Origin of the sequence: Streptomyces canus 299MFChir4.1 (assembly GCF_000383615.1) — a bacterium.
GTDB lineage: Bacteria > Actinomycetota > Actinomycetes > Streptomycetales > Streptomycetaceae > Streptomyces > Streptomyces canus_C.
Genome location: NZ_KB911591.1, coordinates 92,713 through 117,158, shown reverse-complemented (window position 1 = coordinate 117,158; position 24,446 = coordinate 92,713). Strand labels below are relative to the sequence as shown.

The window sequence follows — 24,446 nt, the reverse complement described above, 5'->3', positions numbered from 1 at the left end:
TTTTCCGCGATATGGTCGCTGACGTGGGAAGAAAGCTTCAAAACGAGGGGCGCCTCAGGCCGGTCGACCTGGCGCGCGGGCACGGGCTGTCCACCCAGGCGGTGCGGAACTACGAGGAGGCCGGCATCCTTCCGGCCGCCGGTCGCACACCGCACGGCTACCGCGTCTACACCCCGCTGCACGCGAGCGCCCTGCGCGCCTTCCTCGCCCTGCTGCCGGGCCACGGGCATCGGACGGCCACCGCGATCATGCGGGCGGTGAACGAGGGCGCCGTCGACGACGCGTTCCGGCTCGTCGACGAGAGCCACGCCGAACTCCTCGACGACCGGCGGACCCTCCGGGCCGTGGAGCGGGCGCTGCACGACCTGGACCCCGCCACGGTGTCCGAAACGGCCGTACAGACCGGGTCCGGGCCCGGGGTGACGTTCATCGGGCCGCTGGCCGGCAGGCTCGGAATCCGGCCCGCGACACTGCGCAAATGGGAGCGTGCCGGGCTGGTGCGGCCGCACCGTGACCCGCTGACCGGGTATCGCGTGTACGACGAGGCCGCCGTACGGGACGCCCGGCTGACCCATCAGCTCAGGCGGGGCGGCCATCTGCTGGAGCAGATCGCCCCGCTGATCGCCCAGGTGCGGGAGGCCGGCGGCCTTGAGCCGCTTCAGGACGCGCTGTGCGACTGGCGGAGCCGGCTCTCCGCCCGCGGCCGGGCGATGCTGGCCGGGGCCGCGGAGCTGGAGGCGTACCTCCGCGAGCGCGGATGAGCCCTCTGTCGCCGACCGGGCGGGGCACGGACGGTTCCCTTACGGCCCGCCGGTCGGGCAGCGGCTTCAGAAGTGGCGGGGCAGACGGACGACCTGGACGAAGAAGTCGTCGATCTGACGCACCGCGGCGATGAACTGGTCCAGGTCCACCGGCTTGGTGACATAGGCGTTGGCGTGCAGCTTGTAGCTGCGCAGGATGTCCTCCTCGGCCGCGGAGGTGGTGAGGACGACGACGGGGATGTGGGCCAGCTCCGGGTCGGACTTGATCTTCTCCAGGACCTGACGCCCGTCGTACTTGGGCAGGTTGAGGTCGAGCAGGATGAGGTCGGGCTCAGGCGCGTCCGTGTGGTCGCCGCGCCGGTAGAGGAAGTCCAGTGCCTCCTCGCCGTCCCGGACCACGTGGAGGGTGTTGCCGATCTTGTTGTCCTCGAACGCCTCACGGGTCATCAGCTCGTCGCCGGGGTCGTCCTCGACGAGGAGCACGTCGATGGGGCTGGCGCCTGGGGTGGTCATGTCAGGACCTTCTCCTCGGTGCCGATACCGGACGCCTCCGGGCTCTCGGCGATGGACGGAAGGGCGAAGCAGAAGCGCGTGCCGTCCGTGTGTGCGGTGTCGATCCAGATCTTGCCACCATGTTGTTCCACGATCTTCTTGCACAGTGCCAGACCGATGCCGGTACCACCGTAGGCGTCCCGGCCGTGCAGCCGCTGGAAGATGATGAACACCTTCTCCGTGAACTGCTCGGGAATGCCGATGCCGTTGTCCGTGACGGACACCAGCAGGCTGTCGGGTTCGTCGGGGTCCGTTCCGCAGGTGATGGAGACGTGCGGAGTGCGGTCGGGATGGCGGAACTTGAGGGCGTTGCCGACCAGGTTCTGCCAGAGCATGGCCAGCAGGGTGGGGTCCCCGACGACCTCGGGCAGCTGCTCCGGGCGGTCGACGCGGGCGCCGGACTCCTCGACGGCGGTCCCGAGGTTGGCCAGGGCCTTGTCGAGCGCCTGGTCGAGGCCGACCGGCACCCGGGCGTCGTTGACCCGCCCGACCCGGGAGAAGGTCAGCAGGTCGTTGATGAGGACCTGCATGCGCCGGGCCCCGTCGACGGCGAAGTCGACGTACTGCCGGCCACGGTCGTCGAGGACGTCGCCGTAACGCTTCTCCAGCAGCTGGCAGAAGGAGGCGACCTTGCGCAGCGGCTCTTGGAGATCGTGGGAGGCGACGTAGGCGAACTGCTCCAGTTCCGCGTTGGAGCGGCGCAGTTCCTCGGTCTGGGCGTCCAGGTCGGCGGCCTGCCTGGTCAGCTCCTGCTCCTGTGCGCGGGATGCCTCGAGTTCGGCCACCACATGCCAGCGCATGCCTTCGACGGCATTGGCCACCGCCGTCAGATCGGCCGGCCCGCCGCCGGTGATGACGTACGAGAAGTCGCCGCCCGCCACCCGCCTGGACGCCGTGGCCAGCGCCTCCAGCGGGCGGGTCACCAGGACCCGGACCAGGACGGCGCAGGCGATTCCGGCCAGCAGGAAGACCGCGACCATGCTCGCCAGGACCGAGTCGCGCACGTGCCGTTCATGGATGAGATGGGCCCGGCCCTTCTCCACCGCTTTCGCCAGGTCGGTGTTCTGCCGGGCCCACAGGGTGCGCAGCCGGTCGAACTCCTTCTTGCCCTGATCGGCCTTCTGCTGGTCCAGCGGCTTCGGACGGCCTGGCGTGACCGAGGCGGCGAGGGGTTCGGCGTAGGTGCGGCGCCAGTCGGCCGCCTGGGTTTCGATGGCTTTGAGGTCGGCCAGCAGTTCGGGCCGGTCGCCGATCAACCCGCGCAGCCGGGCGGCCGAGCCTGCCTCGTCGCGTTTGCCCTGGGTGTACGGGGTGAGGAACTGCCGGTCGGCGGAGATCGCGTAACCGCGGACACCCGTCTCCTGGTTGGCCAGGGCCGCCTGCAGCCGGTACGCCTCGGTCTGCGCGGGCTGGGTACGGCGCAGCAGCTGGTCGCTCACCTCCGCCGTCCGGCCGAGCAGACCGGCGCCGACCACGCTGCCGACCACCACCAGCAGCGTCATGACGGCCAGCAGCAGGTAGAACCACCCCTGTACCGTCAGCCGACGCCCCCTCCACACCGCGCCCATCCCTCGCCTCACCATGCGGTCCGACACCGTGCTCCCACTCACTCAGTTCCAGTTCAGATGGACGACGGCCACATCGTCGGCCAGGCCGCCCCGCGCTTCGGCGAGGCTCTCGGCCTTCTCTATCAGCCGGTCCACGAAGGCCTCCGGTTCCAGGGCGGCTCCCTCCCGGGCGAGGGCCAGCAGTCCTTCCTCGCCGAGGCGTTCCGTGCCCCGGCTCACGTGCCCCTCGAAGAGGCCGTCGGTGAAGAGCACCACCGACGTGCCCGCGGGCACCGCCAGTTCCGCGGTCGGCCACCTCGCGCCGCCCGGGACCATGCCCAGGGCCGGTCCGCCGGGCACCTCCACCCACTCCACGTCCGTCCCGCTGCGCCGGAGCAGGCCGTGATGACCGGCTCGGACGACGTGGGCCTGTTGCTCTCCCGGGACGGCGGCCAGGGTCACGAGGGTCGCGAAGACCTCGTCACGGGCCCGCTCGGCCATCAGCAGTTCCTCCAGGCGGGCCATCTGCTGCGCGCCGGTGATCCCGCTGAGGACGAGGGTGCGCCAGGCGATCCGCAGGGCGACTCCCAGGGCCGCCTCGTCCGGGCCGTGCCCGGAGACGTCCCCGATGAGGGCGTGGAGGGTGCCGTCGGCGCTCTGGACGATGTCGTAGAAGTCGCCGCCCAGCAGCGTCTGGGCGCGTCCGGGCCGGTAGCGGGCCACCACCTGGACGCCTTCGGCGCGCAGCAGGGGGCGGGGCAGGAGGCCACGCTCCAGGCGGGCGTTCTCCTGCGCCTGGAGTGCGCCGGCCTGGAGGGCCACCGCCGCCTGCTCGGTCTGCTTGCGCTGGATCGCGTAGCGCACTGCCCGCCCGAACAGCTCGGGCTCGACCCGGCCCTTGACCAGGTAGTCCTGTGCGCCGGCCGCGACCGCGGCGAGTCCGGTCTGCTCCTCGGCGAGGCCGGTGAGGACCACGATGGCCACCTGCTCGGCCAGCCCCTGGACGCGCGAGACCGCCTCAAGACCCTGGGCGTCCGGCAGGTGCAGGTCCAGCAGGACGCAGTCGGGTGTCTCGGTGGCCAGCACCTCGGCGGCCTCGGCCATCGACCGCGCCCATCGCAGCCGCATCTTCACGGCGCCGTCGACGACCAGTTCCTCCACGAGCACCGCGTCGCCGGGATCGTCCTCCACGAGGAGAACCGACGGCTCCCGGTGCTCCCACGCCGTCTCGGCACCGGCTGCCGCCGTGGACACCAATGCGGCAGCCTCAGTCCCCGAGATCACTCTCGTCCCGGCCTCCCCACTGCATACTTGTCGCCTGCCGCCGGCCGTTGTCCAGGACAACGCCGGGAACACGGTCAGAGCGACGATCCGATGTTCACCCGTCGCCCACGGCGGTGGACAGCGCGTCCACCCGTGGGCCGGTCCTCAGGCGGGGCCGTGCGGCCGCCTCGGCAGTCCTGCTCCTCGTAAGCGATCTTCACTCCCCGCTCAGTTCCTCGCGAGGGCCAGAGGGATTCGCAGGGTGGCCGCCGGTGTCACGCGGGGCGTGGCCGAGCTCGACGCCGCCCCGTGCGGGGGCCTCCCCCTCCAGCTCCGCCGTACCCGTGCCAGCCGTCACCGACGCCGTCATCGTCCGCCCATCCCGAGATTCAGTGTTCTGGCCGCGCTTACCCCCGACCGGCGTGACCATGCAGGGACGGTTCCAGAAAACCACCGTGGGCGACACGCCTCCTCCACATCCGGAGCCGTGCGCCTTCGGTTCCGATCGGAATCACGGGGAACCGGGTAGGACGTCAGAAAGGAGTCCCCGTGACCACCTACGTCATCACCGTCCCCGGCACCTTCCTGCGGGAAGTGCCCGACAGCGTCCGCTCGGACATCGGACGAAGGCTTCGGCCTCAGGACCCCAGGAACACCGATCTCGGGGAGAGCGAGGAGCTGAGTGTGCTGTCCGTGGAGGAGGACGGCATGTTCGCCGCCCGGGTGGAGGTCGAGGCCCCGGACCGGTTGCAGGCGGAGGCCGAAGCGGTACGGCTGGTCTCCGGGGCCCTGCGGGACAGCGGCCTGGAAGAGGAGGACGCCCCGTTGGGCCCGGCGGTCGTGACCGGCATCGACAGCGAGTTCTGAGGCGGCCGGCGGAGCGGGCCCTCCGGTTCGCGGCGCGTCCTGGGGATGGCGCCGCGCGGTGCGGCGGGCGAGGATGTTCCTTCGCGAAGTGCGGTCCGCTCCGCCGCGGTTCATGGCCTTCCGGTGCTCCGCGAGGCAAGGGCGGACGGCGTCGGCCGCCTGAAGGAGCCTCGGGATGGGTTCACACGCAGCGCCGCACCACCACAAACGGATCCTGGTGACGGCCGCGAGCCTCCTGCTCGTGGGCGGCGGCCTCCTCGGCCTCCCCCGGGCCGATGGGGCCCCCGCTCCGGCCGACGCCTGCCGGACCACCGCCACGCGCCTTCCCCGTGGTGACTGCGGGCCCTTCTGGCAGGTCCTCGCTGAGGACTTCAACGGCGACCGGGTGCCGCTGGGTTCGTTCAGCGACTGCGAGCACGACGTCGACACGTCCGCGGCCCACTGCGGGGGCCTGAAGGGGAAGTACCGGGACAACTGGTGGGCGTACCCGACGGGTTGGCCCGACACGGCCGCCAGTCGGGGGCGGGACGTGGTGGGCGTCTACCACCCGGAGGACACCGTGAGCGTCGGTCCCGCCGCGAACGGCGACGGGCGGATGTCGATCCGGATGTGGCGGCCCGCGGACGGCGGCCCCGTGCATGCCGCGGCGCTGGTGCCGCGTGCGGTGATGCAGATGAAGTACGGCAAGTACAGCGCGCGCATCAAGGTCACGAAGCCGGCTCCCGGGTACAAGTCCGCGTGGCTGCACTACGGCGGGGGCTGCGAGATGGACCACCCCGAGGGCGAGTGGACCGGCACCCTCAGCTCCTTCCACCACCCCTGCGGCGGCGGTGAGCAGGGCTACTTCCCGGGGAGCGACGACTGGACGCGGTGGCACACCGTGTCCACCGAGTGGACGCCGGGCCACGTCCGGTTCTTCGTCGACGGTCGGCAGACGGGTCACGACACCCGTGGTGTGCCGGGCCTTCCCCTGTCCTGGGTGCTCCAGAACGAGAGCGCCCTGGAGGGTCCGGGGGCGGCGCCGGGCAGCAGCGCGCAGCTCGACATCACGTGGGTGGCGGCGTACGCGTACGGCTGGAAGTGACCGGTCGGGCCGAGGGACCGACGAGTTCGTCGGCGACCCACCGGGCGACGTGGGCGGGGTAGGGCGACGGCAGACCGAGCACGATGTGGGTGAAGCCGGCGTCGGTCGCCTCGCTGATCGCGTCGCGGGTGGGGCCCGGACGGTCGTAGGAGACCGGCAGGTGGATCGAGCGGGTGATCTCGGCCGGATCGCGGCCGATCTCCTCGCAGTAGCGGTCCAGCAGGGCGCTGCGACGGGTGACGTCGTCGATGTCGCCTCCGGGGATGTTCCACAGGTCGGCGTGACGGGCCGCTGTGCGCAGGGTCGCTGACGAGCGGCCGCCGATGAGGATCGGGGGGTGGGGGCGCTGGACCGGTTTGGGGTTGCCGAAGGCGCCGGTGAGGTGGTGGTGGGTGCCGTGGTGGTCGAAGGGCTTCTCCTCGGTCCACAGCCTCTTGATCACCGTGCATGCCTCGGCGAGGCTCGCCACCGCGTGCGCGGCGTCGTGGAAGGGCAGGCCGTGGGCCTCGTACTCGCGCCTCGCCAGGGGGTGGTCCGGGCGGGAGCCGACACCGATACCGAAGTCGAGCCGACCGCCGGAGACGACGTCGACCGTCGTGGCGATCTTGGCCAGCATCGCGGGCGGCCGGAAGCGGTTGCTGGTCACCATGACGCCGAGCCGTAGCCGTCGGGTCTGGGCGGCCAGGGCCGCGAGGAGCGTCCACCCTTCGTAGGCGGGTCCGTCGGGGTCACCGCCGATCGGCATGAGGTGGTCGAAGAGCCAGGCGTGCTCGATGCCGGGAACGGCGTCCGCCTCGCGCCAGACCCGCAGGATGTCGTGGTAGTCGACCTGCATGGGGGCGGTCATGATCCCGAAGCTGGGCGGGGGGTGATGCGGCATGGGCGGTGGGTTCCTTTCGTACGGGTCTCCCCCGCCGGTCAGCGGCGGGGCGGGGCGAGAAGTGAGGGCGGCGTGTTGTGGTTCTCGGGCGGGGCCGGGTCCGTGTCCGGGCGGCGACCCGCCGATCGCATCGAGCACGTCGACGGTCAGGACGGCGTCCGCGGCGGCGAGTTGGGCGCGAAGTCCCACCGCGCGGGGGCCTACGCTGCGCACTGGTCACGCCCGGGGCGACGATCTCGCCGATCGCATCGAGCACATCGGCGGTCAGGACGATCTCCGCGGCGGCGAGTTGGGCGTGGACGTGGTCGACCGTGCGGGGGCACGGGGGGCGACGATCGCGTCGAGCACACCGGCCCGGCAGGACGCTGTCCGCAGCCGTGAGCCGGTCGCGCGGGTGACCGACCCGAATTGGCCGCGGGCCCTCCGTCGTATGGGGCTCCCGCACATCAGCGACGACGCAGTGACCGGTCCAGGAGCGCGGGCGGGGTGTCGTGGTTCTCCTGCGGAGCCAAGTCGGTGCCGGGAGCGACGATCTCGTCGATCGCGTCGAGTACGTCGGGGGTCAGGACGGTGTCCGCGGCGGCGAGTTGGGCGTGGAGGTGGTCGATCGTGCGGGGGCCTATGAGGGCGCTGGTCACGCCGGGGTGTGCGGTCACGAAACCGAGCGCGAGCCGGATGAGGGTGAGGCCCGCGTCCTCGGCGACCTTGGCCAGTCGTTCGACGGCGTCGAGCCTGGTCCGGTTGGCGGGGAGTGTCATGTCGAAGCGCTGGGGCAGGAACGCCGAACGGTGGGTGGTGATGTCCCGGCCCTCGCGGATCGCGCCCGAGAGCCAGCCCGAGGCCAGCGGGCTCCACACCAGTACGCCGAGGCCGTACTCCTGCGTCACGGGCAGGACGTGGGCCTCGATGCCGCGCTGGAGGACGGAGTAGCTGGGCTGTTCGGTGACGTAGCGGCTCAGCCGGTGCTCGCGGGCGACCCACTGGGCCTGCACGATGCGGTGGGCGGGGAAGGTGGAGGAGCCGAAGTAGCGGATCTTTCCGGCGCGTTGCAGGTCGGTCAGGGCCGACAGCGTCTCCTCGTCGCCGGTGTTCGGGTCCCAGCGGTGGATCTGGTACAGGTCGACGTGGTCCACGCCGAGGCGGCGCAGGCTGGCCTCCAGTTCGGTGACGAGCCAGCGGCGCGAACTGCCCCGGTGGTTGCGTTCCTCACCGATGGGCAGGCCGGCCTTGGTGGCCAGCACGATGTCGTCGCGGCGACCGGTGATGGCCTTGCCGACCATCTCCTCCGACTCGCCGTCGCCGTACATGTCGGCGGTGTCGATGACGTTGACGCCGGCCTCCAGAGCGGCGTGGACGATCGCGGTGGCCTCCTCCTGAGTGGTGCGGCCGATCCTGCCGAAGTTCATCGCGCCGAGCGCGAGGGAGCTGACCTGCACACCGGTGCGGCCCAAGGTGCGGTACTGCATGAGCGTGTTCCTCCAGGGCGGATGAGGCCGTACGGCATGGCGCGGCCCGGCTGCGGAGGCTCCGTACGGCCGCCGTACGGCAAAACGGAACCGTGCTCCGCAAACGATACGGAACACTGTTCCGCTTTGGCAAGGCGGAAGAGGGCACAGCGGATCGGTGCCGGTGCGGATTCGGTTTCTCAGATGCCCGGTCCGGGCTCCGGCAGAGCCGCCCGGCCCGCCGCCCGGTGTTCGGCCGCCGCCGTCGGGTCCGTCTCGTCGAGGACCGCCGCGATGCCCTCGTGGGCCAGTGCCTCCGCGTGGCGGTGGCCGAGCTTCGGAGCCAGTTCCAGGGCCTGGCGGTGGAGGCGCAGGGCCTGGTCGGGCCGGCCCGCCAGGCGGCAGGTCTCGCCGTAGGCGCTGAGGAAGTGGATCTTCCAGTGCTCCTCGAACAGCTCGTCCAGCAGCGCGAACGCCTGCTCGTGGCTCGCCAGCGCCTCCTCATGGCGGCCCATCCGGCGCAGGGCGACGCCGAGGCAGTTCAGGCACCACGCCTCGTTGTGCTTGTGGCCGTCCTCGCGGGCCAGGGCGAGCGCCCGGTGCAGGTGCTCGGCGGCCTCGTCGGGGTCCTCGTGGGCGATGGCCACGCCCAGCGTGATCAGGGCCGTCCGGGTGGGCGGCCAGGCTCCGTCGGCGTGCGGGACCTCCAGCGCCGTACGGGCCAACCGCGCCGCTTCCTCACGGTGCCCCAGTTGCAGCAGCGCCCACCCCTCGTACGCCGTCGCGTGGGCCGTGCCCATGGGGCAGTCGGCGTCCGCGTACAGCTTCCCGGCCAGCCGGAACAGGTCCAGCGGTTCCTCTACGTAGCCCTCGTCCCATCTCAAGTAGCCGCGCCGCATGGCCAGTTCGGCCTCGACGCGGAGATCCCCCGAGCGCAGGACCAGGGGTGCCGCCGCCTCGAAGGCGGCGGCCGCCTCCGCCATGCGGCCCGCGTTGTAGCGGGCGAAGCCCACATCGCTGTGCGCCTCGGCCAGTTGCAGGGGGTCGGCGAGGCGCTGCGCGGCGGCCAGGGAGCGTTCGAAGAGGCCGTTGAGCATCGTGGTGCCGCAGCGCCGGGCGAAGTACGTCCGCATGAAGCGCGGCAGCTCGCACATGTGCCGGTCGGCCCCGGCGTCCTCCGCCGCCTCGAACGCGGCCAGCAGGTTCAGGTACTCGGTGCCGAACCAGACGAGAGCCGCGATCTTGTCGCGGAAGGGCGGCAGTTCGGCCGGCGGGCGGTCCACGGAGGCCTCGCGGCTCGACGACAGGAACGGCATCGCCGCGTCGGCGGCGGCAGCCGCGTGCACGTAGTAGTCGAGCACCCGGGTCAGGGCCCGGTCCCGGTCCGCCGGGGAGTCCTGCTCCGTGGTGGCGCGGCGGGCGTGCTGGTGGACCAGGTCGTGGAGGCGGTAGCGGCCCGGCGCCGGCTGCTGGACCAGATGGGCGTCCAGCAGGTCCTCCAGCATGGCGCGGGCGCTGCGCAGCGGTACGTCCGCCAGCGCCGCCGCCACGTGCTCGTCGAACGAGGAGCCCGGCAGCAGGCCAAGCAGCCGGAACAGCCGGGCCTTGACGCGGTCCAACTGCCGTACGGACATGGCGAACGCGGTGTCGAACTCGCTCGCCCCCTCCGCCATCCGCTCGACCAGGATGCCCACCGTCCAGCCCGGCCGGTGCCGCAGCCGGGCCGCGGCCAGCCGCAGGGCCAGCGGCAAATGGCCGCACAGGCGCAGGACCTCGGCCGTGGCCCCGGGGTCACGGGCCAGGCGCCCCTCGCCGTCGTCGGTCTCGCCGCTGGCGCGGGCCAGCAGCTCGGCGCTCTCCCGCTCGGTCAGCACATCCAGCGACACCGGCGGGATCTCGTCCAGGCCGAGCAGCCGGTTGCGGCTGGTGATGAGGGCTACGGAGGGTCCGGCACCGGGCAGGAGCGGGCGGACCTGGTCGGCGTCGGCGGCGTTGTCGAGCACCACCACGGCCCGCCGATGGGCCAGTTCGGACCGCCAGCAGGCGGCCAGCTCCTCGACCCCGCCGTCCTGAGGGACCTTCTCGGAGGGCACGTCGAGGGCGGCGAGCAGCGTCCGCAGGGCGCGGTCGGGGTCGAGCGGTCTGCGGCCCTCGGTGAAGCCGTGCAGGTCCAGGTAGAGCTGGGCGTCCGGGTAGTCGGCGGCGAGCCGGTGCGCCGCGTGCACGGCCAGGCAGGTCTTGCCGACGCCCGCCATGCCGTCGACGGCGATCACCCGGCTGCCGGCCACCCCGTCGAGCACGGCCGCGAGCTGGGCCTCGCGGCCGGTGAAGTCGGGAACGTCACGCGGGAGGTCGTTGCGGGGCGGACGCGGGGCCCCGGCGGGCGGCGACGGAGGGGGGACCTGGCGGCTGGTCTTCGGCGGCGCCGGCAGGGGGTGGGAGGCGCGCTCCCACAGGGGGCGCAGTGGGCGGGGGTCGCGCTGGACGAGTCGGCACAGGGCGATCACCGCGGGCCAGGGCGGTACGGTCTGCCCGCTGAGGTACCGGGACAGGGACGAGGAGCTGAGACCGGCGTCCCGTGCGAGGGCCCGTACACCTCGCTTGGACAGCTCCTGGAGCAGCCGTAGCCGCGCGGCCAGCTCCTCCTGCGGGTCGCCGCCCCCTGCGCTGTCGTGCTCCACCACTGTCCCCCGCCCCCTGTCCCGCCCCGGCAGAACTCTTCCCGGCCGGATCGTGCCTGTTCAAGGCCGTTTCGGCTGTCCCACGGTGTCCCACCACCGTCGCCCTGACAAGCCCTCTCGGCTGAGATGGAATCACACCCCGCAGGAACGGGGGACAGCCCGACAGAGGAGAGATTCCTGATGCAGTCCCGTATGCAGAACCCCGCCGTTGTCCTGTCCGACGCCATGCAGCCCATCCAGCAGCTCTTCAAGGCCGTGCACTCCGGTGGGGTGGACGTGCAGACCCTGGAGCTGGTGCATCTGCGGGTCAGTCAGATCAACGGATGCAGCGCGTGTGTCGACGCCGGCGCCAAGACGGCCCGCAAGGCGGGAGTGAGCGACGAGCGACTGGCCACGGTCGCCGCCTGGAGGGAGGCCCCCTACTTCACCGAGGAGGAGCGGGCGGCGCTCACGCTGGCCGAGTCGGCGACCCGCCTGGCCGACCGTCCCGACGCGGTGAGCGACGAGGTCTGGGACACGGCCGCCACCTACTTCGACGAGCAGCAGCTCGCGGCGATCGTCCTGATGATCGGCGTCACGAACCTGTTCAACCGGCTCAACGCCACGACCCGGCAGATCGCCGGCGCGTGGGGCTGAACGGCAGGGCGCAGTTCGGCGCGAAGATGTCCCTGACCGTCCGCAGAAGAAATCCCCGACCGTCCGCAGACCAGGAGGAAACGATATGACGAACACCCGCGGGACGACGAAGAAGACCGAGACGTTCACCGCCGAGGAACGCGCCGCGATGAAGGAGCGCGCCCAGGAGGTCAAGGCGTCGGCGCGCCGCAGCTCGCGGGCCGACAAGGCGGCGGAGGAGGAGGCCGCCGTAGTCGCGAAGATCGCCGAGATGCAGGAGTCGGACCGGGTCATGGCCGAACGGATCCACGCCGTCGTCAAGGCCAGTGCCCCGGACCTGGCGCCGAAGCTCTGGTACGGGATGCCCGCGTACGCCAAGGACGGCAAGGTCGTCTGCTTCTTCCAGAGCGCCGAGAAGTTCAACGCGCGGTACGCGACCTTCGGCTTCAACGACAAGGCGAACCTCGACGAGGGCACGATGTGGCCGACCGCGTTCGCGCTCACGAAGCTGACCGCCGCCGACGAGGCGCGGATCGGCGAGCTCGTGAAGCGGGCGGCGGGCTGAAGGCCGCGAGCCGGAAGAGGTGGCGACACGTGCACAGGCCGACGAACACCCGACGTCCCGAGGGGCTGTTCGTCGGCCTGTGCACGTTGGACGTCATTCAGCTGGTGGACCATGTGCCCGGCTCCGACGAGAAACTGACGGCCCGTGAGCAGGTCGTGGCCGCGGGCGGCCCGGCGGCGAACGCGGCCGTGACCTTCAGCCACCTGGGCGGCACGGCCATGCTGCTGACCGGCATCGGCTCCCATCCGCTGGGCGTCGCGGTCGCGGCGGATCTGCGCGGGCTGGGTGTGCACGTCTCGGACCTGGCGGCCGAGTCGACGAAGCCGCCCGCCGTGTCCTCCGTTCTGGTCACCGGATCGAGCGGGGACCGCGCCGTCGCCTCGACCAACGCGGCCGGGTACCGGCTCACGCCACCGGACGGTCTGGACGCGTTGGTGGCGGCCTGCGACATCGTCGAGTTCGACGGCCACCACATGGGGCTGGCGACGGCGACCGCCCGTCTCGCGCGGGCCGCGGGCCGGCGAACCGTTCTCGACGGGGGCAGTTGGAAGCCCGGTACGGAGAACCTGCTGCCGTCGATCGACGTGGCCGTCTGCTCGGACGACTTCCGGCCGCCCGGCACGAACACCCCGGCGGACGTCCTGCGGTTCCTCCGGGAGCACGGCGTGCTCTGGTCGGCGGTGAGCCGCGGGGGCCGGCCCATCGAGTGGGCGGGCCCCGAGAGCGCCGGCACGGTGGACGTGCCTGCCGTCCGGGTCGCTGACACTCTCGGCGCGGGTGACGTCCTCCATGGGGCACTCACCCATCGCCTCGCCACTCAGGGGCACATGACCCCGTACGACTTCGCGGAGGCCCTGCGCTCCGCGGCGGCGGTGGCCGCACGGGCGTGTGCCTCGTTCGGCACCCGGGCCTGGCTTCAGGGACCGTGACACACATCGGATCTATCCCGTTCCATTGACGCACCGCAACCCCAACTCTATGTTGCCTCGCGGAATAGCTCCGATGACTTGCGCTCACTGAGCCCGCTTGGAGGCACTGTGTCCGGCCCCTCCGCGCCCGATCCGTCCAGGCGTTCCGTCCTCGCCACGGGATCCGCCCTCAGTGGCGCACTCCTGACATCTGCCCTGGCCGCCGCCCAGGCGACGGCGGCCGAGCGTGCCGGGGCCACCCCGGTGGCGGCCGACCCGGTCGCATCGGCCCCGGCGTCCGCCCCGGCATCCGGCGACCCCTGGCGCACGGTTCTCGACGACGCCGACCTCGTCTGGCAGCGGATGCCGACGGCCTGGTACGAAGGCCCCTTCCTCGGGAACGGCTTCCTCGGCTCGGGGATCTACGCCGAACCGGGGGCCACCTCGTCGGCGGTGCGTTTCACCGTCCAGCACTCCGAAGTGCAGGACCACCGGCCCGAGTTCGGGTCTCTCTTCGGCCTCGCCCGGCTGCCGGTCGGGCACTTCACCCTGGAGCCGGTGGGCGCGATCACCGGCCTCGACTGGCGACTGTCCCTGCGCAAGGCCGAGTTGACCGGCACGCTCACCACCGACCGGGGCACCCTGGCCCTGCGCGCCCTGGTCCACAACGACCGCTCGGTCCTCGCCGTCGAGGTGACCCCGAGCGAGGGGGAGCGTGACTTCCGCTGGGTGTTCCATCCGGCGGACGCGATCAGCCCGCGGGCCGCCTTCAAGCCCCTGCCGGACGGCTACCAGGGCAATCCGCCCGCCCAGGTGGCGGACCATGACGGGATCACCGCCGCCGTGCAGCCGCTGCTGGCGGGCGGGCAGCACGTCACCACGTGGCGGGAACGGGCCAGGGGCCGGACGCGGACCTTGTACGCGCACGTCGCGCACTCGCACCCCGGGACCACGGCCCTGGGACGGGCCCTCCGAACGGTCCGCCGGACGGAACCACTCCCCTGGTCCGCCCTGGCCCTGGACCATCGCGCCTGGTGGCGCGCCTACTACCGGAAGAGTTTCCTGTCGCTCCCCGACGCCCGTATCCAGCGCTTCTACTGGATCCAGCTGTACAAGGCCGCCTCCGCCGCCCGCCGCGACGCCCCCGTGATGGCGACGAGCGGCCCCTGGCTGGAGCCCACGCCCTGGCCCAACACCTGGTGGAATCTCAACGTCCAGCTGGAGTACTGGCTCATCCACGGCTCCAACCATCTCGAACTGGACGCCGTCACGCGGGCGTTGAGCGAGTTCCGGGACAACCTGGCCCAGGAGACGCCGGCGCCGTACCGCAGCGACTCGCTGGGCATCCCGCGCACCACCGACCCCCACCTGGTCAACGGCGCGGCGAGCCCCCTCATGGGCTATGGCGTCGGCATCCCCGGCCAGGACCCGCCCACCCCCGAAGTCGGCAACCTGACCTGGGCGCTGCACAACGTGTGGCTCAGCTACCGCCACACCATGGACGAGTCGGTCCTCCGGGACGTGCTGTTCCCCCTGCTGCGCAAGGCGGTCAACTACTACCTGCACTTCCTGGAACCCGGCCCGGACGGCAAACTGCACCTGCCCGCCACCTTCTCCCCCGAGTACGGCGGCGATTCGCGCGACTGCAACTACGACCTGATGCTCCTGACCTGGGGTTGCCGCACGCTTCTCGACTCCGCCGAACTCCTCGGCGTCAAGGACCCGCTGGCACCCCGCTGGCGTGAGATGTTGGCGAAAAGGGCGCCGTACCCGACGGACGCGAACGGCTTCATGATCGGCGCGGACATCCCGTTCGCGAAGTCGCACCGCCACTACTCGCATCTGCTCGCGGTCTACCCGCTGTACGAGGTCACCGGCCGCTCACCCGACGAACGCGCCCTGATCGAGCGGTCGTTGGCGCACTGGGTGGGCTTCGAGGGCGCCTTGCAGGGTTACACCTTCACGGGCGCCGCCTCCATGTCGGCCCTGCTCGGCAAGGGCGAGGACGCGCTGGCGTACCTGGGGGAGCTGATGACCCGTTTCATCCAGCCCAACACCATGTACCAGGAGTCGGGGCCGGTCATCGAGACACCGCTGTCGGCGGCACAGTCACTGCACGACATGGTGTGCCAGTCATGGGGCGGTGTCGTCCGGGTGTTCCCCGCGGTGCCCGCCGTCTGGAAGGACCTCGCCGTGCACGACTTCCGCACCCAGGGCGCCTTCCTGCTCAGCGCGGTCCGTCAGGGCGGTGTCACCCGCTGGGTGCGGCTGGTCAGCGAGGCGGGCGCCCCCTGCCTCGTAGGCCACGGGATCGCGGGGCCGGTCGACGTGCGCGACGGAGGAGGCCGACCCCTGCGCCACGAGGACGTCGGCGACGGCACGGTCCGCATAGCCCTGCGCAGGGGCGAGTCGGCGATCGTCACGGCCAAGGGCGACCGTCCGGAGCTGAGCGTGGCGCCCGTGCGCCCGAACGGGGCAGCACCCCGCTGGGGGCTGCCCCGCGTCTGAGGCGGCTCACCTGCGGCCGCGCACGTTCCAGCCGCTGCCGATGCCTGCCAGGTGCAGCGCGAGCACCATGAGGCCGAGCAGCATGATGTTCGTCGAGGTGAAGGTGTCGTTGGTGGAGATGTCCGCGGCGTTGATCAGAAAGGAAATGAAGAACAGGACCGCGGAGATGATGGCGAGCATGGCGCCCGTCCCTTCGATTGTCTGAGGTAGTCACGCTGGGTACCTCCCACGTGCCCCCAACTCCCCCATACATGTGGGGAGATCGTGACGTTCGACCAGTCGGACATCGTTCGAAACCTCTTGACGTCCCCGCACGACGCGATTGACACTCTCGCAACACCACGTCACACAGCCGAAACGGCAGGGTGCCCCCGCCGAGGCCCCGCCACGCCTCAGCAGGGGAACCCCACATGACGTACCTCGCACGTCCGCGCACCCGCGCAAGACATCGGGCGGGCCGCCTCGCCGGTCTGACCGCCGCGTCACTGCTCCTGGGCCTCGCCGCGCCCATGCTCCCCGCCCGGGCGGCGGACACCGCGGACGTCACCGATGGACTGGCCCTCTGGTACAAGCTGGACGGCGCCTCGGGCAGTACCGTCCCCGACGCCTCGGGCAACGGCCGCGACGGCACGGTGAACGGGACCGCCGACTGGTCCGACCCCGCGCACGGGCTCGCCTTCAACGGCTCCGACACCTCCATCAAGGTGCCGGACGACGTCATGAAGGGGATGGACTCCATCACCGTCTCCACGGACGTGCTGATCGACTCCGCCCAGAGCACGCCGTACTTCCTCTACGGCTTCGGCAACTCCAGCGGCGGCAACGGCAACGGGTACCTGTTCGCCACCGGCAACTCCCTGCGCACCTCGATCGCGACCGGCAACTGGTCGACCGAGCAGACCACGAAGCCCTCCGACGCGCACAACCTCACCCGCGCGGTGTGGAAGCAGCTCACCTACACCCAGACCGGCACCACCGGCGTCCTGTACGAGGACGGTGTCGAGGTCGGCCGCAACACGGCGGTCACCATCACGCCCGGCGCCATCGGCTCCGGAACCACCACCGCCAACTACATCGGCAAGTCGCTCTACTCCGGCGACAAGCCGTTCAAGGGCCGCATCCGCGACTTCCGCGTCTACGACCGGGCCCTCGCCGCCTCCGAGGTCGAGCAGCTCTCCCTCCCCGTCGCCTCCGAGGGCGTCGCCGACGACAAGGCCGCCCTGAGCCTCGGCGACACCAGCGCGGTCACGGCCGACCTGGACCTCCCGAAGACCGGCACGGCCGGCGGCTCCACCCTCACCTGGGCCAGCGACCACCCGGACGTGGTGAGCGGCTCCGGCAAGGTGACCCGCCCCGCCGCCGGTGAACCGGACGGCCACGCCACCCTCACGGCCACCCTGAAGAAGGGTTCCGTGACCGACACCAAGAGCTTCGACGTCACGGTCCTGCCCGACTTCGACGACGAGACGGCCACCCGGCGGGCGGCCGAGGCGCTCAGCGTCCACAACCTCGACGACGTGCGCGGCAACCTCACCCTCCCGGCCTCGGGCGACTACGGCACCACCGTCTCCTGGACCTCCGCCGACGAGGACGTCATCCGAGCCGACGGCACGGTCCACCGCCCCGCACACGACGACGGCGCCACGACCGTCGAGCTGACCGCCACCGTCTCCAAGGGCGACGCGAAGACCACCCGCGTCTTCACCGCCAAGGTCCCCGAACTTCCCGCGAAACAAGCCCTCAAGGGCTACATGTTCAGCTACTTCACGGGTGAGGGCACCTCGGACGGCGAGCAGCTCTACGCCGCGCTCAGCAAGGGCGACGACCCCATGAAGTGGCGGGAGCTGAACGACGGCAAGCCGGTCCTGACCTCCACGCTCGGCGAGAAGGGCCTGCGCGACCCGTTCATCATCCGCTCCCCCGAGGGCGACAAGTTCTACCAGATCGCCACCGACCTCAGGATCTACGGCAACGGCGACTGGGACGCCTCCCAGCGGACCGGCAGCAAGTCCGTCATGGTCTGGGAGTCCACCGACCTGGTCCACTGGACGAACCAGCGCCTGGTCAAGGTCTCCCCCGACAGCGCGGGCAACACCTGGGCGCCGGAGGCGTACTACGACACGAGGCTCGGCGAGTACGTCGTCTTCTGGGCGTCGAAGCTGTACGACAACGAGGCGCACTCCGGCGACACCTACAACCGCATGATGTACGCGACCACCCGCGACTTCTACACCTTCAGCGAGCCCAAGGTCTGGATCGACCGCGGCTACTCGGTCATCGACTCCACGATGATCCAGAACAACGGCACCTACTACCGTCTGTCGAAGGACGAGCGGAACAACACCTCCTCGACGCCCAACAGCAAGTTCATCTTCGAGGAGAAGAGCGACTCGATCCTGAACCTGAACTGGACCGCCGTCGCGGAGGGCATCGGCAAGGGCGCGATGAACGCCGCCGAGGGGCCGCTGGTGTTCAAGTCGAACACCGAGGAGAAGTGGTACGCGTTCCTCGACGAGTTCGGCGGCCGCGGATACATCCCCTTCGAGACGACCGACCTCGATTCCGGCAACTGGACCCCGGTCGCCGACTACGACCTGCCGGCCAGGCCGCGCCACGGCACCGTCCTGCCGGTCACCCAGGCCGAGTACGACCGCCTCCTGCGCTCCTACCAGCCGGACCAGCTCGTCGAGAGCGTCGAGGACACGTCCGTGAAGACGCGGATCGGCGAGGCTCCGGTACTGCCGGCCACCGTGATCGCCACGTACGCCGACGGTGTCAAGCGCCCCGTCGCGGTCACCTGGGAGGACGTTCCGGCGTCGAAGTACGCCCACGCGGGCACCTTCACGGTCACCGGCAGCCTTCCCGACGGCGCGGCGCTCCCGCTCCAGGCCGAGGTGACCGTCTCCGAGGAGGGCCCCGACGTCCCGGCAGACATGCTCCTGCACTACGGCTTCGACGAGTCGGGCGGCAACATCGCGGTCGACTCCAGCGGCCACGGCTCCCACGGCACCTACGTCGGTACGCCCGCCTTCGGCACGGGCGTGCAGGGCGGCTCCTTCAAGATGTCGGGAGACGCGACGGGGTCGCCGTATGTCAGGATCCCGAACGGTGTGCTGAAGAACGCCGACAGCGTGACCGTGTCGACGTACGCCAAGTGGAAGGGCGGCAGCAGCTTCCAGTGGCTGTTCGGGCTCGGTCCGGACAGCAGCAAGTACCTGTTCGCGACGCCCTCCAACGGCGGCAACAGCCTCTACTCGGCCATCACCAAAGCGAGTTGGTCGGCGGAGTCGAAGCTGACGGCGGGCTCGCAGCTCACCCCGGGCGAGTGGCGGCACGTCACCGTCACCCTCGACGGGGCGACCGGCACGATGGTCCTCTACGTCGACGGCGTCGAGGCGGCCCGGACCACGACCACCATCAAGCCGTCCGAACTGTACGACGCGAACAAGGACTACAGCGGCTACATCGGCAGGTCCCTGTACGCGGGCGACCCGGCCTTCGGCGGCGAGGTCGACGACTTCCGCGTCTACGACCGGGCCCTGACGGCCGCCGAGGTGATGGAGCTCAGCGGCAACACCGCGGGCATCGCCAAAGCCACGCACCCCGCGCTCAAGGTCGACGCGATCGTCGACAACGCGGACAGCAAGGTCACCCTGCCGATGAAGGAGGGCACCGATCTCACCGCGCTGGCACCGGAGTTCACCCTGGCCCACGGCGCCGCGATCAGCCCCGCCTCCGGCAGTGTGCAGGACTTCAGCAAGCCGGTGACGTACGAGGTGACCGGCTCCGACGGCAAGAAGCGCACCTGGACGGTCTCGGCGCTCGTGATGAGGAGCCCGGTCCTGCCGGGTCTCAACGCGGACCCGAACATCGTGCGCTTCGGCGACACCTTCTACATCTATCCGACCACCGACGGCTTCGAGGGCTGGAGCGGCACGCAGTTCAAGGCGTACTCCTCCACCGACCTGGTCCACTGGAAGGACCACGGCGTCATCCTCGACCTCGGCCCCGACGTCTCGTGGGCGGACAGCAGGGCCTGGGCGCCGACGATCGCCGAGAAGGACGGGAAGTACTACTTCTACTTCTGCGCCGACGCCAACATCGGTGTCGCGGTGTCCGACTCGCCGACCGGTCCGTTCAAGGACGCGCTGGGTCGACCACTGCTGAAGGCAGGCCAGTTCAGCGGCCAGATGATCGACCCGGCCGTGTTCACCGACGACGACGGGCAGTCGTACCTCTACTGGGGCAACGGACACGCCTACGTGGCCCCGCTGAACGCCGACATGACCTCCCTCGACCTCACGAAGATGAAGGACATCACGCCCAGCGGCTACAACGAGGGCTCCTTCGTCATCAAGCGCCACGGCACCTACTACCTCACATGGTCGGAGAACGACACCCGCGACGAGAACTACCGTGTCGCCTACGCCACCGGCCCCTCCCCCACCGGTCCCTGGACCAAGCGGGGCGTGATCCTGGAGAAGGACCTGTCGCTCGGCATCAAGGGTCCCGGGCACCACTCGATCGTCCAGGTGCCGAACTCCGGCGACTGGTACATCGCCTACCACCGGTTCGCCATCCCCGGCGGTGACGGCATGCACCGTGAAACAACCGTCGACAAGCTGGAGTTCGACTCCGACGGCCTGATCAAGAAGGTCGTGCCCACCCTGACGAGCATCGACCCGGTGAGCATCGTGCACGCCGGTGCGGACGTCGGCGGCAAGGAGGGCGACGCGATCGCGCTGCACGGCACGATCTCCGGTGCGGGCAGCCCGAAGTGGACCGCCGGGGCGGGAGCGCCCTGCACCTTCGCCAGTCCAGGGTCGGCGGCCACGACGGTCACCTGCACCGACGACGGCACCTACATGGTCACCCTGACCGGTGGCCGGAGCACGGACACGGTGACGGTGAGGGTGGCCAACGCGGCACCGGTCCTCGTCTCCGCCGCGGGGCCGCAGTCCCCGGTGCCGGTCGACAGGGGCGCGATCGTCACGGCCGGGTTCACCGACCCGGGCACGAGCGACACGCACACCTGCACGGTCGACTGGAAGGACGGGAGTGCCCCGCAGTCCGGCAAGGTGACCGCCTCCGGTTGCCGGGCCGAGCACACGTACGCCAAGGCGGGGATCCGGCGTCCGGTGCTCACCGTCACGGACGACGACGGCGCCTCGGACAGCAGGACGCTTCCCGAGCTGATCGTCTACGACCGCTCCGCCGGTCCCGTGCTCGGCGCCGGTGTCCTCGCCTCCCCGGCCGGCGCCTACCCCGCCAAGCCGGACCTGACGGGCAAGGCCGCCTTCTCCTTCGCCGCGGCCTACCTGCCGGGGGCCGTCACTCCTGTCGGCGAGGTGTCCTTCGACTTCGGCCGGGCGGGGCTGAAGTTCCGTTCGACGGGCTCCGACTGGCTCGTGGTCACCGGCTCCCAGGCCGTCTACCAGGGATCCGGCACGGTCGGCGGGAAGAGCGGGTACGGCTTCCGCGTCACCGCCACCGACGGCCCGGACACCTTCCGCCTCAGGATCTGGAAGAAGTCCGGCGGTGAGCTCGTCTACGACAACCTGACCGGCTCGAAGGTCACCGGCCTCATCGCCGTCGGCAGCAGTCGACGGTAGTTTCACCCCCACGGAGCCCCGTCGGCAGCCACCCTGCCGACGGGGCTCCGTGTTTGCACTGGTTCAGGGACATGACCAATTAATCCCTGCGCAACCTCTTTCGCATGGCTCGGCGGCATGGCATCCTCACCGATCAACGCACTTATGAACGTCGTTCACATCCATGAAGCTCCATGGAAAGGGCGATCCGCCATGAGCCACCGCACTGTCATGGGCATGACCAGAAGGTCGCTGCTGGGAAGTGCCGTCACCGTCGCTCTGGGTGCCGGGGCCGCGTCGGCCGCCGAAGCGGCACCCCTGTGGCGGGAGTTCAGCCGCACTCCCTTCACCCATCCGCAGATCCCGTACGTCGGCCGCGCCGGCTGCCACGGCGGGGCCACACGCTTTCCGCGCCGCCGAGTCGTCGCCGACGTACGCGACTTCGGTGCCGTGGCGGACGGAACGACCGACTCGGCCCCCGCGATCAACCGTGCCCTCGCCGCTGCCGGACGGGCCGGCGGGGGCACGGTCACCATCCCGCCTGGCACGTTCCGCGTCGACGACGTCATCCGCCTGGGCCACTCGAACGTGGTCCTCAAGGGCGCCGGCAGCGGCCGTACCACCTTGTACGCGACCAAGAACCTCACCGAGCTCATCGGGACGTACGGCTCCCGCTACGGCGGGGACAAGTCGTCCTGGTCATGGGCGGGCGGTCTGATCTGGCTCGCGCCGCAGGCGCGTTGGGAGTCGCTCGTCGCAGCGATCAGGACCAGGGCGTGGCCCTTCGAGGGCTGGACCGGCAACCGGCGCGACGAGTGGCGGACGCTCACCGCGGTCGCCCCCGCGCGCCAGGGTTCCTGGACGGTGACGGTCGCCGACGCACGCTCGCTGCGTCCGGGCGCCCTGGTCCTGCTCCGGCTCGCGGACGACGCCGACCACACCCTCCTGGAGCACATGTGCGGGGGCGGTTCCGGCCCCGAGGCCTACTTCTGGGACGACAAGACGAAGCTGACGTCCTACGTGCCCTACGAGTGGCCCGTCCGCATCTCCCGCGTCCACGGCCGGAAGGTCACCCTCGAACGGCCGCTCCCGCTCGACCTGCGCCCGGAGTGGTCGCCGCAACTGACCACGCATGTACCCGAGTTGAGCGGCTCGGCGGTAGTGGGCCTGACCCTGGAGGCGCCCGATGTCCCGCAGCAACAGCACCTGCTGGACAAGGGCCACAACGGCGTCGTGCTCCAGTGCGCGTACGACTGCTGGGTGGACGATGTGACGGTCCGTCATGTCGACAACGGGTTCGGCCTGGTGGCCGCCTCCGCGTGCACCCTGCGCCGGACGCGCGTCGCGGGCCGTGGCTCCCATCATCCCTACTTCTGCCGCGAGGGCTCGCACGACAACCTCGTCGAGGACTTCACCATCGAGGAGCGCACCCGCCCCGCGCCCGCGAACACCCAGCTGCACGGCATCAACGTCGAGGGGCTGTCGTCGTACAACGTCTGGTCGCGCGGCGACATGCGGATGGGCACCTTCGACAGCCATCGCGGCCTGCCCTTCGCCAACGTCCGCACCGACATCACCGTGCACAACAACGGCCGCCACGGCGGTGACGCGAGCGCGGGCCCCCTGTTCGGCGCGCGGTTCACCCACTGGAACGTCCGTGTCACCAACGGCCGCGCCGGGCTGGTGAAGATCGACGGCCTGGCGCCCTGGTCCGCGACCGTCGGCATCGACGAGGTCCGGGAGTTCGACCAGATCGACGTCCCCGACTTCACCGGTGATCTGCACACCCGGCTTGAGCTGTACGGCAGTCCGGGCGCGGTGCGGCCACGGAACCTGTACGAGGCCCAGCGGCGGCTGAGGGGAGCGGGCCGATGAGCGCCCGCTCCCGCCTGTGCGTCGCCCTGCTGACCGCCCTCGCCGCGTTCACCACCGGGTTCGCCGCACCGGCCGCAGCGCGGACCGCCGTCCCGCACACCGCGGTTCTCGACGGCGCCCGCCTGCAGCAGACGAAGGTCCGCATCGACCGGGGGGATCCGCGACTCCGGCGAGCAGTGCGGGGATTGACCGCCCGCGCCGACAAGTGGCTGGACCAGGGCCCCTGGACCGTCGTCGACAAGCCGAGGCCCGCCCCCGGTGGCGACGTCCACGACTACCTCAGCCAGGCCCCCTACTGGTGGCCCTCCCAGGCCCCCACCGCCGGCAACCCCTGGGGCTGCCCGTACGTCCAGCGGGACGGCGAGCGCAATCCCGAGGTCGACTCCGGCACCGACCGCCAGGACGTCGAGAAGACCTTCGACTCCGCCTACGACCTCTCCCTCGCCTGGTACTACACCGGCGACAGCCGGTACGCGCGCAAGGCCGGGCAGGTGCTGCGCACCTGGTTCCTGGACCCGGCCACGCGCATGAACCCCAACCTGGACCACGCGCAGTTCATCCCCTGCAAGTACGACGGCCGGGCCATCGGCATCATCGACTTCTCCCAGTCGTACACCAGCGTCGTCGACGCGCTCGCCCTTCTGGACACCGGCGCACCCGGCTGGAGCGGGAAGGACCGCACCGGCATGGCCCGGTGGAACGCCGACTTCCTCGGCTGGCTCAAGGACAGCGACTTCGGCAAGCAGGAGGGCGCCGCGGCCAACAACCACGGCACCTTCTACGATCTGCTGCTCGCCGGCCTCGCGTACGCGACCGGCGACCGGGCACTGGCCCGCCGTACGGTCCTGGACGCCCGGAGCAAGCGCCTCGCTCCGCAGATCGCGGCCGACGGAAGCCAGCCCCAGGAGCTGACCCGCACCCGGAGCTGGCACTACTCGACCTTCGACCTGGTCGCCTACACCAGGCTCGCAGCCATCGGCCGGCACGTCGGCGTCGATCTGTGGGCCTACCGAGGCCCGGACGGGCAGAGCCTGTTCAGGGCGGTGGACTACCTGTTGCCCGCCGCGACCGGGGCGGCCGCCTGGCCCCATCCGGAGCTGGAGTTCCTGCGGTACGCGGCGACCGACGTCGTGCACGCGGCCGCGGACGCGGGGGACACGCGGGCGCGCAGGGCCGTACCGGCACTGGAGGCGCCGCCGGGCGGGGACCTGTGGGCCCTGCGCCCGGCGGCGGAACAGCTGGACTCCATCGCGGGGTAGGTCCGCGGTCAGGGGGTCACGGGAGGTCGGTGGACCGGTCGACGT

Annotated in this window: 17 protein-coding genes; 10 read left to right on the top strand and 7 right to left on the bottom strand. The window is 71.0% G+C overall.

The window, feature by feature from the left end:
• Window positions 1-23 precede the first annotated feature (23 nt).
• Window positions 24-761 (top strand): TioE family transcriptional regulator, encoded by a 738-nt coding sequence (locus tag H293_RS0122960; protein ID WP_028808101.1) that lies wholly within the window; start codon window positions 24-26, stop codon window positions 759-761.
• Between the two features lie 66 nt (window positions 762-827).
• Here the strand turns inward: H293_RS0122960 and H293_RS0122955 are convergent, their stop codons facing one another.
• The 3 genes from H293_RS0122955 to H293_RS0122945 are packed head-to-tail and all read right to left on the bottom strand — an operon-like array spanning window position 828 to window position 4,117.
• Window positions 828-1,274, bottom strand: a complete 447-nt coding sequence (locus tag H293_RS0122955; RefSeq protein WP_020120186.1) for a response regulator — start codon at window positions 1,272-1,274, stop codon at window positions 828-830.
• A complete protein-coding gene (locus tag H293_RS0122950) occupies window positions 1,271-2,881 on the bottom strand; it encodes a sensor histidine kinase (protein WP_020120185.1) in 1,611 nt (536 codons plus the stop codon). Before H293_RS0122950 ends, H293_RS0122955 begins: the two co-directional genes overlap by 4 nt.
• Window positions 2,882-2,923: 42 nt before the next feature.
• Window positions 2,924-4,117, bottom strand: coding sequence for a PP2C family protein-serine/threonine phosphatase (locus H293_RS0122945; RefSeq protein WP_020120184.1), 1,194 nt, complete (start codon window positions 4,115-4,117; stop codon window positions 2,924-2,926).
• Window positions 4,118-4,672: 555 nt separating this feature from the next.
• Between H293_RS0122945 and H293_RS0122940 the strand changes: the two genes are divergently transcribed.
• Complete coding sequence (locus H293_RS0122940) at window positions 4,673-4,990, top strand: hypothetical protein (protein ID WP_020120183.1); 318 nt, start codon at window positions 4,673-4,675, stop codon at window positions 4,988-4,990.
• Window positions 4,991-5,165: 175 nt separating this feature from the next.
• Window positions 5,166-6,074 carry a glycoside hydrolase family 16 protein gene (locus tag H293_RS0122935; protein WP_020120182.1) on the top strand — a complete coding sequence of 303 codons (909 nt, stop codon included), beginning with the start codon at window positions 5,166-5,168 and terminating at the stop codon, window positions 6,072-6,074.
• Here the strand turns inward: H293_RS0122935 and H293_RS0122930 are convergent.
• The 3 genes from H293_RS0122930 to H293_RS0122920 form a co-directional block, all read right to left on the bottom strand.
• A complete protein-coding gene (locus H293_RS0122930) occupies window positions 6,037-6,954 on the bottom strand; it encodes an LLM class flavin-dependent oxidoreductase (protein WP_020120181.1) in 918 nt (305 codons plus the stop codon). The genes H293_RS0122935 and H293_RS0122930 overlap by 38 nt on opposite strands.
• A 446-nt stretch (window positions 6,955-7,400) precedes the next feature.
• Complete coding sequence (locus H293_RS0122925) at window positions 7,401-8,420, bottom strand: aldo/keto reductase (protein WP_020120180.1); 1,020 nt, start codon at window positions 8,418-8,420, stop codon at window positions 7,401-7,403.
• 179 nt (window positions 8,421-8,599) lie between these two features.
• Window positions 8,600-11,080, bottom strand: coding sequence for a tetratricopeptide repeat protein (locus H293_RS0122920; protein WP_033415593.1), 2,481 nt, complete (start codon window positions 11,078-11,080; stop codon window positions 8,600-8,602).
• Between the two features lie 180 nt (window positions 11,081-11,260).
• On the opposite strand from H293_RS0122920, the gene H293_RS0122915 reads away from it, so the two are divergent.
• The 4 genes from H293_RS0122915 to H293_RS0122900 all read left to right on the top strand — a co-directional run bounded on the left by H293_RS0122915 (window position 11,261) and on the right by H293_RS0122900 (window position 15,676).
• On the top strand, window positions 11,261-11,716 hold the full coding sequence (locus H293_RS0122915; RefSeq protein WP_020120178.1) for a carboxymuconolactone decarboxylase family protein: 456 nt from the start codon (window positions 11,261-11,263) through the stop codon (window positions 11,714-11,716).
• A gap of 85 nt (window positions 11,717-11,801) precedes the next feature.
• Complete coding sequence (locus H293_RS0122910; RefSeq protein WP_020120177.1) at window positions 11,802-12,260, top strand: iron chaperone; 459 nt, start codon at window positions 11,802-11,804, stop codon at window positions 12,258-12,260.
• Between the two features lie 29 nt (window positions 12,261-12,289).
• Window positions 12,290-13,189, top strand: a complete 900-nt coding sequence (locus H293_RS0122905; RefSeq protein ID WP_020120176.1) for a PfkB family carbohydrate kinase — start codon at window positions 12,290-12,292, stop codon at window positions 13,187-13,189.
• A gap of 108 nt (window positions 13,190-13,297) precedes the next feature.
• Complete coding sequence (locus H293_RS0122900) at window positions 13,298-15,676, top strand: glycosyl hydrolase family 95 catalytic domain-containing protein (protein WP_020120175.1); 2,379 nt, start codon at window positions 13,298-13,300, stop codon at window positions 15,674-15,676.
• A gap of 6 nt (window positions 15,677-15,682) precedes the next feature.
• On the opposite strand, the gene H293_RS59245 is transcribed toward H293_RS0122900, so the two are convergent.
• Entirely contained in the window at window positions 15,683-15,856 is a 174-nt protein-coding gene (locus H293_RS59245; RefSeq protein WP_020120174.1) for a hypothetical protein, read from the bottom strand.
• A gap of 230 nt (window positions 15,857-16,086) precedes the next feature.
• Between H293_RS59245 and H293_RS0122890 the strand changes: the two genes are divergently transcribed.
• The 3 genes from H293_RS0122890 (at window position 16,087) to H293_RS0122880 (ending at window position 24,401) form a co-directional block, all read left to right on the top strand.
• Window positions 16,087-21,288 (top strand): family 43 glycosylhydrolase, encoded by a 5,202-nt coding sequence (locus H293_RS0122890; protein ID WP_020120173.1) that lies wholly within the window; start codon window positions 16,087-16,089, stop codon window positions 21,286-21,288.
• Window positions 21,289-21,498: 210 nt separating this feature from the next.
• Window positions 21,499-23,142, top strand: a complete 1,644-nt coding sequence (locus H293_RS0122885; protein WP_020120172.1) for a glycosyl hydrolase family 28-related protein — start codon at window positions 21,499-21,501, stop codon at window positions 23,140-23,142.
• Window positions 23,139-24,401 carry an alginate lyase family protein gene (locus tag H293_RS0122880; RefSeq protein ID WP_020120171.1) on the top strand — a complete coding sequence of 421 codons (1,263 nt, stop codon included), beginning with the start codon at window positions 23,139-23,141 and terminating at the stop codon, window positions 24,399-24,401. Before H293_RS0122885 ends, H293_RS0122880 begins: the two co-directional genes overlap by 4 nt.
• Window positions 24,402-24,446 lie beyond the last annotated feature (45 nt).